A 15,664-nucleotide genomic window follows, 5' to 3' on the forward strand; every position below is an offset into this window, starting at 1 on the left:
GGATTGGGCTCCTCTGCAAATGGGTGCCCTCACCCTGGCCCTCTCCCACAGGCAGAGGGAAAAGAGAAATGTGACGGCGATTAGCTATTCATAACTATGACAAATATGAACGGCTTCTGACATTTTGCATTTACGCACCTGTGATGAAGTGCAGATATCAACCTTCACAGGAGATCCGCCATGAGCAGAACCCCGGTACTGGAGATGCGCAGCATTGCCAAAACGTTTGGCAACTTCCACGCGCTCAAGGGTGTGGATTTGACGGTCTTTCCCGGTGAGATCCACGCGCTGATGGGTGAAAACGGCGCGGGAAAAAGCACGCTGATGAAGATCCTCGCGGGCGCCTACACCGCGACCAGCGGCGAGATCCTGATTGACGGTCAGCCGTATCACATTAAAGGCCCGAAGGATGCGCTGGCCGCAGGCATTACCCTGATTTATCAAGAGATGCAACTCGCCCCCAACCTGACGGTTGCGGAAAACATCTTTCTTGGCAGCGAACTCTCGCGCGGCGGACTGGTGCAGCGTAAAGAGATGGCCGCCCAGGCTCAGGCGGTCATCGACCGTCTGGGTGCAAACTTCAACGCCACCGACCTGGTGATGAAGCTGACTATCGCTGAACAACAGCAGGTGGAAATCGCCCGCGCGCTGCACCGTAACAGCCGCATTCTGGTGATGGATGAACCCACTGCCGCCCTCTCCTCGCGTGAAACCCATCGTCTGTTTGAGCTGATCCTGCGCCTGCGGGATGAAGGGATGGCGATCATCTATATCAGCCACCGCATGGCGGAAGTGTACGAACTCTCTGACCGGGTCAGCGTCCTGCGTGACGGGCAATACGTCGGTAGCCTGACGCGCGACAAACTGAACGCATCTGAGCTGGTGAAAATGATGGTGGGTCGTCCCTTAAGCGATCTGTTCAACAAAGAGCGCGATATCCCGCTCGGCAACCCGCGTCTTAACGTGCATCACCTCACCGACGGTAAAAAAGTCCAACCCTGCAGCCTGCAGGTGCGCTCAGGGGAAATCGTCGGCCTGGCGGGGCTGGTCGGTGCCGGTCGCTCCGAGCTGGCACAGCTCATCTTTGGCGTACGTAAAGCCACCGGCGGAATGATTGAAGTGGACGGCGAGCCGGTGGTGATCCACTCCCCGCGCGCGGCCATTGAAAACGGGATCGGTTTTCTTACCGAGAACCGCAAGGAGCAGGGGCTGTTCCTGGAGCTGGCGGCGCAGGAGAACATCACCATGGCGACGCTGGAGCGCGACGCCACCTTCGGCATGCTTAACCGCAAAAAAGCGCAGTCCATTTCTGACGATGCCATCGCCCTGCTGAATATCCGCGTGCCTCACGCACAGGTCCGCGCGGGCGGTCTGTCAGGCGGTAATCAGCAGAAATTGCTGATCTCCCGCTGGGTGGCAATTGGCCCGCGTATTCTGATCCTCGACGAACCGACGCGCGGTGTCGACGTCGGCGCAAAAAGCGAAATCTACCGCATCATGAACCAGATGGCGCGCAAGGGCGTGGCGATTTTGATGATCTCCAGCGAACTGCCGGAAGTGGTGGGCATGAGCGACCGCGTCTATGTAATGCGTGAAGGCAGCATCGCCGGGGAGCTCCATGGACACGACATCTCTCAGGAAAACATCATGACGCTGGCAACCGGCGTGAACGACTCACATCATCAGGCGGTGCAACTATGACAACTCCAACCCATCCGCAGCAGGTGGCAAAATCTGCCTCCGCCAAAAAAATGCTGATGAGCGATCTGATGCAAACGGTCGGCATTTTGCCCATTCTCATCCTGATCGTGGCGGTTTTTGGCTTTATCGCTCCTAACTTCTTTACCGAAAGCAACCTGCTCAACATTACCCGCCAGGCGTCGATCAACATCGTGCTGGCGGCAGGGATGACCTTCATCATCCTGACCGGGGGGATTGACCTCTCCGTCGGGTCGATTCTGGGTACCACGGCGGTCGCCGCGATGGTGGTGTCGTTAATACCGGAATTCGCCGGGCTCTCTATTCCCGCCGCGCTGATGCTCGGCCTGGTGCTGGGGCTGTTCAACGGCGCGCTGGTGGCCTTTGCCGGACTGCCACCGTTTATTGTCACCCTCGGCACCTACACGGCACTGCGGGGCGCAGCGTACCTGCTGGCCGATGGCACGACGGTGATTAACTCGAACATCAATTTTGAGTGGATAGGCAATAACTATCTTGGCCCCGTGCCGTGGCTGGTGGTGATTGCCCTGGCGGTGATTGTGGTGTGCTGGTTTATCCTGCGTCGCACCACGCTTGGCGTTCACATCTATGCGGTAGGCGGCAACATGCAGGCGGCACGCTTAACGGGCATCAAAGTCTGGCTGGTGTTGCTGTTTGTGTATGGCATGAGCGGCCTGCTCTCCGGGTTAGGCGGTGTGATGAGCGCGTCGCGCCTCTACAGCGCCAACGGAAACCTGGGCATGGGTTACGAGCTGGATGCGATTGCGGCGGTGATCCTCGGCGGCACCAGCTTTGTTGGCGGGATCGGCACGATCACCGGCACGCTGGTGGGAGCGCTGATTATCGCCACCCTCAACAACGGCATGACGCTGATGGGCGTCTCCTACTTCTGGCAACTGGTGATCAAAGGGGCGGTGATCATCATTGCGGTGCTGATCGACAAATACCGTACCCGACACCATCAAAGTGCATAACAACAATACCCTACGTGAGGAAGAGAGCATGAGATTGAAGCCCTTAGTGACCGCGCTCTGTGCTGGCGCGCTGCTTGCCGCAACGCCGTTTGCGCAGGCGAAAGATCTGAAGTCCATCGGCGTAACGGTGGGTGACCTGGCCAACCCGTTCTTCGTGCAGATCACCAAAGGTGCCGAGCTGGAGGCGCGCAAGCTGGCGGGGGATAACGTCAAAGTGACGCTGGTCTCCAGCGGGTACGATCTGGGCCAGCAGGTGGCGCAGATCGACAACTTTATTGCCGCCAAAGTGGACATGATCATCCTCAACGCCGCAGATTCCAAAGGGATCGGCCCGGCGGTGAAACGCGCGAAAGAGGCCGGGATCGTGGTGGTCGCGGTTGACGTGGCGGCAGAAGGTGCAGACGCGACGATCACCTCCGATAACACCCAGGCGGGCGAAATGGCCTGTAAGTACATCACCGACCGCCTGAACGGCAAAGGCAATGTGGTGATCATCAACGGACCACCGGTCTCTGCCGTCCAGAACCGTGTGGAAGGTTGCCAGACAGAGTTCAAAAAACACCCGGATATCAAAGTGCTCTCCGATAACCAGAACGCCAAGGGCAGCCGTGAAGGGGGTCTGGAAGTCATGACCTCGCTGCTGGCGGCCAATCCGAAGATCGATGGCGTCTTCGCGATTAACGATCCGACCGCGATCGGTGCCGATCTGGCGGCGAAACAAGCACAACGCAACGAGTTCTTTATCGTTGGTGTGGACGGTAGCCCGGACGGCGAAGAAGCCCTGAAGCGGGAAAACTCCCTGTTTGTGGCGACGCCGGCACAAGATCCGCAGGTCATGGCGGCAAAAGCGGTTGAGATCGGCTATGACATTCTACAGGGCAAACCGGCACCGAAAGAGCCTGTGCTGATCCCGGTGACGATGATCGATAAAAAGAACGTCGGCACGTATAAGGGGTGGACGGTTAAGTAACAATTGCGCGGCCCGATGCCCTCACCCTAACCCTCTCCCACAGGGAGAGGGGACTGGGCCGACAAAAAACACAAGGAGTCCCCATGAAACGCTCCGAAATCAACGAAATCCTCGGCCACACGCGGCAGTTTTTCTCCATGCACGACGTGCATCTCCCCCCTTTTGCCAGCTTCCCACCCACAAAATGGCAACAGCTCGATCAGGCCGCCTGGCAAGAAGTGTTTGACCTTAAGCTCGGTTGGGACGTAACGGCCTTTGGCGGCAGCAGCTTTGCCGCGCAGGGGCTCACGCTGTTTACCCTGCGCAACGGCTCACCAAACGGCACGCCGTATGAAAAATGCTACGCCGAAAAAATCATGCACGTACGCGACGGTCAGCTCACGCCCATGCATTTTCACTGGCGCAAACGGGAGGACATCATCAACCGCGGCGGTGGAAATCTCATTATTGAGTTATGGAATGCCGGTGCACATGCAGAGACCGAAAACACGGACGTCACCGTCACGATAGACGGTTGCCGGCAGACCCACGCCCCCGGCAGCCAGCTGCGCCTTACACCAGGGGAGAGCATCTGCCTGACGCCCGGCCTGTACCACAGTTTCTGGGGTGAACGCGGTTTTGGCGACGTGCTGGTGGGCGAAGTGTCATCGGTCAATGACGATGAACACGACAACCACTTTTTGCAGCCCGTTGCCCGCTATAACAACATCGAAGAAGACGAACCGGCGGTGCTGGTGCTGTGCAACGAGTACAACCTGTTTCGGATATAAGGGGTAAATGATGCCATTGATTTCTCTTGCCGACGGTCTTGCGCACGCCAGGCAACATCGCTACGCGCTGGGCGCGTTCAACGTTCTCGACACCCACTTCCTGCGCGCCCTGTTTGCCGCGGCGAAGCAGGAGCGCTCGCCTTTTATCATCAACATCGCCGAAGTGCATTTTAAATACGTGTCGCTGGAGTCGCTTGTCGAAGCGGTTAAGTACGAAGCCGCCCGCCACGCGATCCCCATGGTACTCAACCTCGACCACGGCCTGCACTTTGACGCCGTGGTGCGCGCCCTGCGCTTAGGGTTCAGCTCCGTGATGTTCGATGGCTCGACACTGAGCTACGAGGAGAATATTCGTCAGACGCGTGAAGTGGTGAAGATGTGTCACGCGGTGGGCGTGTCGGTGGAGGCAGAGTTAGGTGCCGTCGGTGGCGATGAAGGCGGAGCGCTCTACGGCCATGCGGATGAAGCGTACTTTACCGACCCGCAGCTGGCACGGGAATTTGTCGATTCAACCGGCATTGACGCGCTGGCCGTCGCCATTGGCAACGCGCACGGCAAGTATAAAGGCGAGCCAAAGCTCGATTTCCCCCGTCTGGACGCCATTCGCCAGCAGACCGGGCTGCCACTGGTGCTGCACGGCGGCTCCGGGATCAGCGATGCTGATTTTCGTCGCGCCATTGAACTTGGTATTCATAAAATCAATTTCTATACCGGCATGTCCCAGGCCGCCCTTTCCGCCGTTGAGCAGCGTATGGCCCACCGCCAGCCGCTGTACGATGAGTTTGCCGAGCTGCTGCTGGGCATAGAAGAGGCGATTACCGATACGGTTGCCGAACAGATGCGCATCTTTGGCAGCGCGGGGCAGGCATAATGGAACGCAAAGGGATCATCGCCGCGGGCAATATGCTGGTGGATCACGTTCACCAGATCGTGCAATGGCCGGAACGCGGCTGGCTGGCAGAAATTACCCACAGCGAGCGTTCCACCGGCGGCGCGCCGCTTAACGTCCTGCTGACGCTGGCGAAAATGCACGTCGGCCTGCCGCTGCAGGCGGTGGGGCTGATTGGCGAAGACAGCGACGGGGACTACATTCTGGCAATGCTCGACCAGTATCACGTCAATCGGCAACGCGTACAGCGCACCACCTTTGCGCCAACCTCCATGTCGCAGGTGATGACCGACCCCAGCGGACAGCGCACCTTTTTCCACTCTCCCGGGGCCAACCGCCTGCTGGATCTCCCCGCGTTTGACCGTCTCGACGGCACAATGAAAATCTTCCACCTCGGCTACCTGCTGCTGCTCGACAGTCTGGATATGCCAGATGACGAATACGGCACCCGCAGCGCACGGCTGCTGGCGCAGATGCGCGAACAGGGGTATGAAACCTCGCTCGATCTGGTCTCCCGTAAGGGCGATCCGCGCTATCAGCCGCTGGTCCTCCCTGCCCTGCGTCATCTCGATTATCTGGTCATTAACGAACTGGAAGCCGGAGAATTTAGCGGCCTTGAGATGCGCGACGGCAACGACGCACCGCACGTTGCCCACATCGCTGAAGCCGCCGCGCAGCTGCTGGCGGCAGGCGTCCGGCAACGGGTGGTGATCCACTGCCCGGAAGGTGCCTGGGGAGAAGCCGCAAACGAAGAAGGACGCTGGATCCCCTCATGGAGGCTGACTCAGGAGGAGATTATTGGCAGCGTTGGCGCGGGTGACGCCTTTTGTGCCGGTTTCTTATATGGCTGTCATGAATCGCTGCCGCTGGCAGAGAGTATTTACCTGGCGCATGCCTGCGCCCGGGCAAGCCTGCTGGCCGCGAATGCCATTGATGGAGCAAAAACGCTGGAGGAATTGACGCGCTTTATTCAGGAGAGCAACGCCTAAATTAACAAAAATTGCGATTTTTGATTACAGTTCTATGAATTTTGCATAGCCGAACTACACTCTCTGCGTCTGGCACATTCGGCGTGGGCAACATATTGCCCACACGCTTTTCCGAAATGAGAGATACAGAGGACAAGGAAAAATGTTCGCAGCAATTATCATCGCTATATTTATTATCAGTGTTATTTATGCGCATTCGCGCGGCAAAGAAAAACAGACGCTTTCCCGTCAACTTTTCGACCACTCCACCTTTATGGCGCCTATCAATATGTTTATGACGGCGTTCTCTTCGCTGCCCGCCAGACAGCCCTTTTTTGAAACCGAGCGCTTTCCGGAATTAAATAAACTGACGGAAAACTGGGAGGTCATTCGCGAAGAGGCGCTGCGTTTGCAGGATCATATTAAGGCGGCACAAAATCATAACGATGCCGGTTTTAACACTTTCTTTAAACGCGGCTGGAAACGGTTTTACCTCAAATGGTATGCCGATGCGCATCCCTCGGCTCAGACCCTGTGCCCCGTTACGACACAACTGGTGAGTGAGATCCCGTCCGTGAAAGCGGCAATGTTTGCCGAACTCCCGGCGGGCGCGAAGCTCGGCAAGCATCGCGATCCCTACGCCGGCTCGGTTCGTTACCATTTAGGCCTGGTCACGCCAAATGACGATCGCTGCTTTATAGAGGTTGACCAGCAGCGCCACAGCTGGCGTGACGGTGAGGCTGTCATCTTTGATGAAACTTACGTGCACTGGGCGGAGAATAAATCGGATCACACGCGGATTATTCTCTTCTGCGATATCGAACGTCCGATGAAATGGCGCTGGGCGCAGGCGGTTAACCACTGGGTCGGGACAACGCTGATGTCAGCGGCCAGCTCCCCCAATGACGATAACGACCGCACCGGGGGAATTAACCGTATCTTCAAATATGTGCACGCCGGGCGAGAACGCGGTCAGCGTCTGAAGAAGCGTAATCGGAAGCTCTATTACGCACTGAAGTACCTGGTCATCACGGCGATTTTCGCCGCGCTTATTGTCGCTGCCATAACGTAAGCACTTACGCCGCCCTATCGGGATGACAGACATCGGCGGCAAAGACGTAGCCCAGCCCGCGGATCGTTTTGATTAATGCGGGCTGGTGCGGATTGGCTTCGATTTTCCGGCGCAGGCGCATGATCAACACGTCGATGGTGCGGTCAAACACATCGGCACTTTCGCTGTGGGTCAGCTCAAGCAGCTGCTCGCGGCTCAGTACCCGGCGGGCATTCTGGGTAAGCGCCAGCAGCAGGCCGTATTCACCCTGGGTCAACGGTACGGGGTTACGCTGCGGATCGATCAGTTCGCAGCGGGTGGTATCCAGCGTCCAGCCATTAAAAGCAATGCCCGCCACTCGTGGCGCGGGCGTGTCAGCCGCCAGCGCTCCGGTACGCCTGAGCACGGCTTTAACCCGGGCGACCACCACACGCGGATTAAACGGTTTGCCAATGTAGTCGTCGGCCCCCATCTCCAGCCCTACCACCACGTCAGACTCACTCCCCAGCCCGGTAAGCATCACTACCGGCAGATCCGGGCGTTGCTTTTGCAACTGCAGCAGGACCTGCAGGCCGTTGATATCCGGCAGCATCATGTCCAGCAGGACCAGGGCAATTCCCGGTTCCTGATGAACCCGGTTCAGTGCGTCCTGTCCGTTATGGCAGACGAGCACCGTAAAGACGTGCTCGCTGAGCACATCCTGCAGCAGCTCGCACACTGCCGTATCGTCATCAACCACCAGAATCGCCGGTTTCATCGCATGCTTCCGTCAGGGGATTATGTTAAGTCTGAACTATTCTGCCGTCGGCTCCAGCCAAATGGATTTTTACGTGACGGAATTACAACCCATGTCACATCCGCTGCCTTTTCGACACGTCAATTTTGACGATTGCCTGCTTTTCGTCAGGGTTTTGCCAGGAGAACGCCCGTAAAGTCGAGTGATACCCACACGAAAAACATGGCATAAAAGCTGCATTATGGCTGCGAAATGATTAACTGGAGCAGACTGATGAAAAAAGTCGTCACGGTTTGCCCTTATTGTGCCTCAGGTTGCAAGATCCACCTGGTGGTCGATAACGGCAAAATCGTCCGGGCGGAGGCCGCACAGGGGAAAACCAACCAGGGCACGCTGTGCCTGAAAGGGTACTACGGCTGGGATTTTATTAACGATACCCAAATCCTCACCCCGCGCCTGAAAACCCCCATGATCCGCCGTGAACGCGGTGGCAAGCTGGAAGCCGTCTCGTGGAACGAGGCGCTGGACTACGTCGCCACCCGCCTGAGCGCCATTAAGGCAAAATATGGCCCGGATGCGATCCAGACCACCGGGTCATCGCGCGGGACGGGTAACGAAACCAACTATGTAATGCAAAAATTCGCGCGCGCCGTTATTGGAACCAATAACGTCGACTGCTGCGCTCGCGTCTGACACGGCCCATCGGTTGCAGGTCTGCACCAGTCGGTCGGAAACGGCGCAATGAGTAATGCAATTAACGAGATAGACAACACCGATCTCGTCTTTATCTTCGGCTATAACCCGGCGGATTCTCACCCGATTGTCGCGAACCACGTTATTCGCGCCAAACAGAACGGGGCGAAAATCATCGTCTGCGATCCGCGCAAAATCGAAACGGCTCGTATTGCAGATATGCACATCGCGTTGAAAAACGGCTCGAACATCGCGCTGTTGAACGCCATGGGGCACGTCATTATTGAGGAGAACCTCTACGACCAGGCGTTTGTCGCCACTCGTACGGAAGGTTTTGAAGAGTATCGGAAAATTGTCGAAGGCTATACGCCAGAATCTGTCGAAGCGATCACCGGCGTCAGCGCGCAGGAGATCCGTCAGGCAGCAAGGATGTACGCCGGGGCGAAAACCGCCGCCATTCTGTGGGGCATGGGCGTGACCCAATTCTATCAGGGCGTGGAAACCGTGCGTTCCCTGACCAGCCTCGCCATGCTGACCGGCAACCTTGGCAAGGCACACGTCGGGGTGAACCCGGTACGCGGTCAGAACAACGTGCAGGGTGCCTGCGATATGGGTGCGCTGCCGGACACCTATCCGGGCTATCAGTACGTGAAGTTCCCGGAAAACCGCGCGAAGTTTGCCAAAGCGTGGGGCGTGGAAAGTTTGCCGGAGCACACCGGGTATCGCATCAGCGAGCTGCCGCACCGGGCGGCACATGGTGAAGTGCGGGCGGCTTACATCATGGGCGAAGATCCTCTCCAGACCGACGCCGAGCTCTCTGCGGTGCGTAAAGGGTTTGAGGATCTGGAGCTGGTGATTGTTCAGGACATCTTTATGACCAAAACCGCGGCAGCGGCGGATGTGATTTTACCGTCAACGTCCTGGGGCGAGCATGAAGGGGTTTACACGGCGGCAGACCGTGGCTTCCAGCGCTTCTTTAAAGCGGTGGAGCCGAAGTGGGATCTGAAAACCGACTGGCAAATCATCAGCGAAATTGCCACCCGCATGGGTTATCCGATGCACTACAACAACACTCAGGAGATCTGGGACGAGTTGCGGCATCTGTGTCCGGACTTCTACGGTGCAACCTATGAAAAAATGGGTGAACTGGGGTATATCCAGTGGCCGTGCCGGGATGAGTCTGAGGCCGACCAGGGCACGTCATATCTCTTTAAAGAGAAATTCGACACCCCAAATGGGCTGGCACAGTTCTTCACCTGCGACTGGGTTGCCCCCATTGATAAACTCACTGATGAGTATCCAATGGTGCTTTCCACCGTGCGTGAAGTGGGCCACTACTCCTGCCGTTCGATGACCGGCAACTGCGCGGCGCTGGCAGCGCTGGCGGACGAACCTGGTTATGCGCAGATCAACACCGCCGACGCTGAACGTCTTGGCATTGAAGACGAAGCGCTGGTATGGGTGAACTCGCGTAAAGGTAGGATCATTACCCGTGCGCAGGTCAGCGATCGTCCCAACAAAGGGGCGGTGTACATGACCTACCAGTGGTGGATTGGCGCCTGTAACGAACTGGTGACGGAGAACTTAAGCCCGATAACCAAAACGCCGGAGTATAAGTACTGCGCCGTACGCGTGGAGCCGATTGCGGATCAGCACGCTGCGGAACAGTATGTGATCGACGAATATAACAAGCTGAAAGCCCGCTTGCGCGAAAGTGCGATGGGATAATGGTATTATTTAATTGATGAATAAAGGGAGTGAAATATTCACTCCCTTTTTATTTCCGCCTAACTCATTAAAAATATCAATTATTAATCTTGAAAGCTGCTCGCAGAAATAATGTAAATTGCACGAAAAAGAATTACATCTTTGCATTTTGATTCAGATGGATAAGATGTGCAGCGGGTGCTTAAGACTTTCTGTCTTGAGCATTGTTGAGGGACAGAAAGTGGAAAGCCCCGGGCAATATTCATTTACCCGAGGCTACCCCTCAACAACCTACAGGTTGAGAGTAGCCTCTTATTCTTTTTTTGACAAGGAGTAAAAGGCATGACGCCATTAAAAACTGCGTTAGGCATTGTCTTTATTATCTGCCTGACGATAGTGATCTTTACCTTTATCACTTGCGGAAAGTTATGCGAACTGACAATAAAGAGTGAACATCAGGAGGTGGCGGCGAAATTAGCCTGCGTTGCAGGCTAACCTCTGCGGGCGGAATGACAGTTCCGCCCGGCTTGCAGGATGCTGAGGTCTTAACGCACCCGTTTTTTTATTCTATGGCCGCGATTATACTGCGCGGCGTGTACCCAGATGATAAGAATCCATGAAACCATTTTTACTGTTGTTATTACTTGTTACGTCGTCCGTCCATGCCGATGAGATTGGCAGCCAGTACAAAGCACAGGCGGAGGCGGGCGATGCACGCGCTCAGTATTATCTCGCCGACACCTGGTTCAGCTCCGGCGACAGCAAGCAGGCGGCGATGTGGGCAGAGAAAGCGGCAAAAGGGGGCGACATCGATGCCATGGCCCTGTTGTCTCAGATCCACTTTACTCAGGGCGATTACGCTCAGGCTAAAGCGCTGGCACAGCAGGCCACGATTGCGGGCAGCAAGCGTGGCGCCATTATGCTGGCACGCGTCCTGGTGAATACCCAGGGTGGCAAAACAGACTACCCGCAGGCCATCAAACTGCTGCAGACGGCCACCGAAGATATCGACAACGACTCTGCGGTAGATGCGCAAATGCTGCTGGGTCTGATTTATGCCAACGGTGTAGAAGTGGCCCAGGACGACGCTCTGGCGGCATCATGGTTTAAGCGCAGCTCGTCTCTGTCACGCACTGGCTATGCCGAATACTGGGCAGGGATGCTGTTCCAGCAGGGCGAGAAAGGCTTTATCACGCCCAATAAACAGAAGGCGCTCTACTGGTTGAACCTGAGCTGTACGGAAGGGTTTGATACGGGATGTGAAGAGTTTGATGCGTTGAGCGGAGAATAACGTGCCGGGTGGCGGCTTCGCCTTACCCGGCCTACAAAACCCGTAGGCCCGGTAAGCGCAGCGCCACCGGGCTTAGGATGTTACTGGTCAGCCGTCTTATCAAAACGACCCAGCACCTCGCGTTCATACGCCAGCGCTTTTTTACGGTCGAACTTGTGTTCCCACTTGGCGATAACCAGCACTGCCAGCGCGTTTCCAACCACGTTCAGCGCCGTACGCGCCATATCGAGGATACGGTCAACACCGGCGATAAACGCCAGGCCTTCCAGCGGAATACCGACACTGCCAAGCGTCGCCAGCAGCACCACGAAGGAGACACCCGGCACGCCCGCGATCCCTTTTGAGGTCACCATCAGCGTCAGCACCAGCACAATTTCCTGCCACAGCGACAGATCAATGCCGTACAGCTGGGCAATAAAGATGGCCGCGATGCTCTGGTACAGCGTCGAGCCGTCCAAGTTAAAGGAGTAGCCGGTTGGCACCACGAAGCTGGTGATAGAAGCCGGGGCACCATAGGCCTCCATCTTCTCAATAATACGCGGCAGCACGCTTTCAGAGCTGGCCGTGGAGTACGCCAGAATCAGCTCATCTTTCAGAATGCGGATCAGGATCCAGATGCTCAGCCCACACAGGCGCGCCACAATGCCCAGTACCACCAGCGCGAAGAACAGGATGGCGAAATGCACCAGAATTACCAGCTTCGCCAGCGGCCACAGGGAGGCAAAACCGAAGTTCGCCACGGTTACCGCGATAAGCGCAAACACCCCAACCGGCGCGTAACGCATCACCATGTGGGTCACTTTAAACATGGTTTCAGAGATGGAGCGGAACACGGTGACCAGCGGTTCACGGTGCGTGGCAGGCAGAGAGGAAAGACCCAGACCAAAAAGCACCGAGAAGAAGATGATTGGCAGCATCTCGCCCTTCGCCATCGACGCCACAATGTTAGTCGGCACCAGCGACAGGATGGTACCCATCAGGCCGTGTGCATGGCTCTGCACTTCAGCGGTCGTACTTTGGTATTTCGAAATATCCACCGTCGCGAGTTGCGACATATCGATCCCGGAACCTGGCTGGAAGACATTCGCCAGGGTAATGCCAAGGATGATGGCAATCGTCGTGATCACTTCGAAATAGAGAATGGTTTTTGCACCGATGCGGCCCAGCTGTTTTGCATCACCGACTCCGGCAATACCGACCACCAGCGTCGAGATGACAATCGGCACCACGATCATTTTGATCAAATGAATAAAGATATCGCCCGCCGGGGAGAGCAAGTTCGCAATCAGCCACTCGCGGCTGTCGCTGTGATAATGGAGATAGCTACCCAGCAGGATACCCAGCACAAGGGCCAGCAGGATTTGCCAGGCCAGGCTGACTTTAACGTTTTTCATAGAAACTGACTTCCTCAATGAAGCGCCCTATTCATGCAGACTGCATGAATATGGAGACATACTGAAAGGGTATGAATTGTGTTGCGTTGGTTTATGGGATTTTTTAACGCGGCGTATGAGTATCATCTGCGCGGTGTGTTGCGCAAGCCTTAAAGAACAACGCATTTCACTACGAAAAGCCGTTATGACGCGAGTTTACGATAATTCTCATAAATAACCATTTGTTATAAAAACGATTTTTTATGCGCAAATGTGAATAATCCGTCCGGTAAATTATTTTTCTTCAAAGTTTCATTCGCTCATTTTTCATACGCTTCAAACAATGCGTGATCTGCCGCCCAAATAATAAACAAAGCTTGTAAAGCCCCTACTATTAACGTTTTTGCGACATATTATTAACATCTTACAAGGAGAAAAAAAGCCATGAGCCAAATACACAAACACGACATTCCCGCTAACATTGCGGACCGTTGCCTGATCAACCCGGAGCAGTACCACGAGAAGTATCAGCAATCTGTCTCTGATCCTGACGCTTTCTGGGGCGAGCAGGGCCATATTCTTGACTGGATCAAACCTTACCAGAAGGTGAAGAACACCTCCTTTGCGCCGGGTAACGTTTCTATTAAATGGTATGAAGACGGCACGCTAAACCTTGCGGCGAACTGCCTCGATCGCCACCTTGCCGAACGCGGTAACGAAACGGCCATTATCTGGGAAGGCGACGACGCCTCTCAGAGCAAACATATCTCTTATAAAGAGCTGCACCGCGACGTGTGCCGCTTCGCTAACGTGCTGCTGGACCAGGGCATTAAAAAAGGCGATGTGGTCGCCATCTATATGCCGATGGTGCCGGAAGCGGCGGTGGCGATGCTGGCCTGCGCGCGCATCGGCGCGATCCATTCCGTTATCTTTGGCGGGTTCTCGCCGGAAGCGGTTGCCGGGCGTATTGTCGACTCGAGTTCGAAACTGGTGATCACCGCTGATGAAGGCGTGCGCGCCGGGCGCGGTATTCCTCTGAAGAAAAATGTCGACGAAGCGCTGAAAAACCCGAACGTCAAAACCGTCAGCAACGTTATCGTCCTTAAGCGTACCGGTGGCAAGATCGACTGGAATGAAGGGCGCGACCTGTGGTGGAGTGACCTGATTGAAAAAGCAAGCGACCAGCATCAACCGCAAGAGATGAACGCGGAAGATCCGCTGTTTATCCTCTATACCTCCGGCTCCACCGGCAAACCGAAAGGCGTACTGCATACCACCGGTGGCTATCTGGTCTATGCGGCCACCACCTTTAAATACGTTTTCGACTACCATCCGGGCGATATCTACTGGTGCACCGCCGACGTGGGCTGGGTCACCGGTCACAGCTATCTGCTGTACGGCCCGCTGGCCTGCGGTGCAACAACGCTGATGTTTGAAGGTGTACCAAACTGGCCAACCCCGGCGCGGATGTGCCAGGTGGTCGATAAGCACCAGGTCAACATTCTGTACACCGCGCCAACGGCGATCCGTGCGCTGATGGCGGAAGGGGATAAAGCGATAGAAGGCACTGACCGCTCTTCCCTGCGCATCCTCGGCTCCGTCGGCGAGCCTATCAACCCGGAAGCCTGGGAGTGGTACTGGAAGAAGATCGGCAACGAAAAATGCCCGGTAATGGACACCTGGTGGCAGACCGAAACCGGTGGGTTCATGATCACCCCAATGCCGGGTGCGACCCGCTTAAAAGCCGGTTCAGCGACCCAACCGTTCTTCGGCGTCCAGCCTGCGCTGGTGGATAACGAAGGCAATCCGCTGGATGGTGCCACCGAAGGCAACCTGGTGATCGTCGATTCCTGGCCGGGCCAGGCACGTACGCTCTTTGGCGACCACGAACGCTTCGAGCAGACCTACTTCTCAACCTTTAAAAACATGTACTTCAGCGGTGACGGCGCGCGTCGCGACGAGGATGGCTATTACTGGATCACCGGGCGCGTGGACGATGTGCTGAACGTCTCCGGCCACCGTCTGGGCACCGCGGAGATTGAATCCGCGCTGGTATCGCATCCGAAGATTGCCGAAGCCGCCGTTGTGGGGATCCCGCATAACATTAAAGGCCAGGCGATTTACGCCTACGTGACGCTGAACCACGGTGAAGAGCCATCGCCAGAACTGTATGCCGACGTGCGCAACTGGGTCCGCAAAGAGATTGGCCCGCTTGCCACGCCGGATGTGCTGCACTGGACTGACTCACTGCCGAAAACTCGTTCCGGCAAAATTATGCGCCGTATCTTGCGCAAAATTGCGGCAGGGGACACCAGCAACCTTGGTGATACCTCAACGCTCGCCGATCCGGGCGTGGTGGAAAAACTGCTCGAAGAGAAGCAGTCCATCGCAATGCCTTCGTAACCTTTTCTCCCTCTCCCTGTGGGAGAGGGCCGGGGTGAGGGCATCAGACCGCACCTTCCTCCCCTCACCCTAACCCTCTCCCCATAGGGGAGAGGGGATAAAACAAACCAACCTTACTTC

Annotated in this window: 13 protein-coding genes; 11 read left to right on the forward strand and 2 right to left on the reverse strand. The window is 56.2% G+C overall.

Going from position 1 to position 15,664, the window contains the following annotated elements; translation table 11 throughout:
* Nucleotides 1-180: 180 nt before the first annotated feature.
* From VF709_RS18565 to lpxO, 7 genes are all read left to right on the forward strand, one after another.
* A complete protein-coding gene (locus VF709_RS18565; protein WP_038418478.1) occupies nt 181-1,701 on the forward strand; it encodes a sugar ABC transporter ATP-binding protein in 1,521 nt (506 codons plus the stop codon).
* Nucleotides 1,698-2,693, forward strand: a complete 996-nt coding sequence (locus tag VF709_RS18570) for an ABC transporter permease subunit (protein WP_013095095.1) — start codon at nt 1,698-1,700, stop codon at nt 2,691-2,693. The genes VF709_RS18565 and VF709_RS18570 overlap by 4 nt, the downstream gene beginning before the upstream one ends.
* Before the next feature lie 28 nt (nt 2,694-2,721).
* Nucleotides 2,722-3,663, forward strand: a complete 942-nt coding sequence (locus VF709_RS18575; protein ID WP_013095094.1) for an ABC transporter substrate-binding protein — start codon at nt 2,722-2,724, stop codon at nt 3,661-3,663.
* Nucleotides 3,664-3,746: 83 nt separating this feature from the next.
* Nucleotides 3,747-4,433 (forward strand): D-lyxose/D-mannose isomerase, encoded by a 687-nt coding sequence (locus tag VF709_RS18580; protein ID WP_038418476.1) that lies wholly within the window; start codon nt 3,747-3,749, stop codon nt 4,431-4,433.
* A 10-nt stretch (nt 4,434-4,443) separates the two neighbouring features.
* Nucleotides 4,444-5,304 carry a ketose 1,6-bisphosphate aldolase gene (locus VF709_RS18585; RefSeq protein ID WP_038418474.1) on the forward strand — a complete coding sequence of 287 codons (861 nt, stop codon included), beginning with the start codon at nt 4,444-4,446 and terminating at the stop codon, nt 5,302-5,304.
* On the forward strand, nt 5,304-6,311 hold the full coding sequence (locus VF709_RS18590) for a carbohydrate kinase family protein (RefSeq protein WP_023622255.1): 1,008 nt from the start codon (nt 5,304-5,306) through the stop codon (nt 6,309-6,311). The genes VF709_RS18585 and VF709_RS18590 overlap by 1 nt, the downstream gene beginning before the upstream one ends.
* Nucleotides 6,312-6,453: 142 nt before the next feature.
* Nucleotides 6,454-7,362 carry a lipid A hydroxylase LpxO gene (lpxO, locus tag VF709_RS18595; protein ID WP_023622256.1) on the forward strand — a complete coding sequence of 303 codons (909 nt, stop codon included), beginning with the start codon at nt 6,454-6,456 and terminating at the stop codon, nt 7,360-7,362.
* 4 nt (nt 7,363-7,366) lie between these two features.
* On the opposite strand, the gene VF709_RS18600 is transcribed toward lpxO, so the two are convergent.
* The gene (locus tag VF709_RS18600) at nt 7,367-8,098 is read right to left on the reverse strand and encodes a response regulator (RefSeq protein ID WP_013095088.1); all 732 of its coding nucleotides are present in this window, start codon (nt 8,096-8,098) and stop codon (nt 7,367-7,369) included.
* 252 nt (nt 8,099-8,350) lie between these two features.
* Between VF709_RS18600 and fdhF the strand changes: the two genes are divergently transcribed.
* The 3 genes from fdhF to VF709_RS18615 all read left to right on the forward strand — a co-directional run bounded on the left by fdhF (nt 8,351) and on the right by VF709_RS18615 (nt 11,768).
* Entirely contained in the window at nt 8,351-10,498 is a 2,148-nt protein-coding gene (gene fdhF, locus VF709_RS18605) for a formate dehydrogenase subunit alpha (RefSeq protein ID WP_077681898.1), read from the forward strand.
* Between the two features lie 321 nt (nt 10,499-10,819).
* Nucleotides 10,820-10,972, forward strand: a complete 153-nt coding sequence (locus VF709_RS18610) for a Hok/Gef family protein (protein WP_440232161.1) — start codon at nt 10,820-10,822, stop codon at nt 10,970-10,972.
* A gap of 121 nt (nt 10,973-11,093) precedes the next feature.
* Nucleotides 11,094-11,768 (forward strand): tetratricopeptide repeat protein, encoded by a 675-nt coding sequence (locus VF709_RS18615; RefSeq protein WP_038418471.1) that lies wholly within the window; start codon nt 11,094-11,096, stop codon nt 11,766-11,768.
* An 80-nt stretch (nt 11,769-11,848) separates the two neighbouring features.
* Here the strand turns inward: VF709_RS18615 and gltP are convergent, their stop codons facing one another.
* Entirely contained in the window at nt 11,849-13,162 is a 1,314-nt protein-coding gene (gene gltP / locus VF709_RS18620) for a glutamate/aspartate:proton symporter GltP (protein WP_013095082.1), read from the reverse strand.
* A gap of 423 nt (nt 13,163-13,585) precedes the next feature.
* Between gltP and acs the strand changes: the two genes are divergently transcribed.
* A complete protein-coding gene (gene acs / locus VF709_RS18625; protein ID WP_013095081.1) occupies nt 13,586-15,544 on the forward strand; it encodes an acetate--CoA ligase in 1,959 nt (652 codons plus the stop codon).
* Nucleotides 15,545-15,664: the final 120 nt, after the last annotated feature.

The sequence above is a fragment of the Enterobacter sp. Lyrl_3 genome, assembly GCF_051948675.1.
In the GTDB taxonomy this organism is placed as follows: domain Bacteria; phylum Pseudomonadota; class Gammaproteobacteria; order Enterobacterales; family Enterobacteriaceae; genus Enterobacter; species Enterobacter cloacae.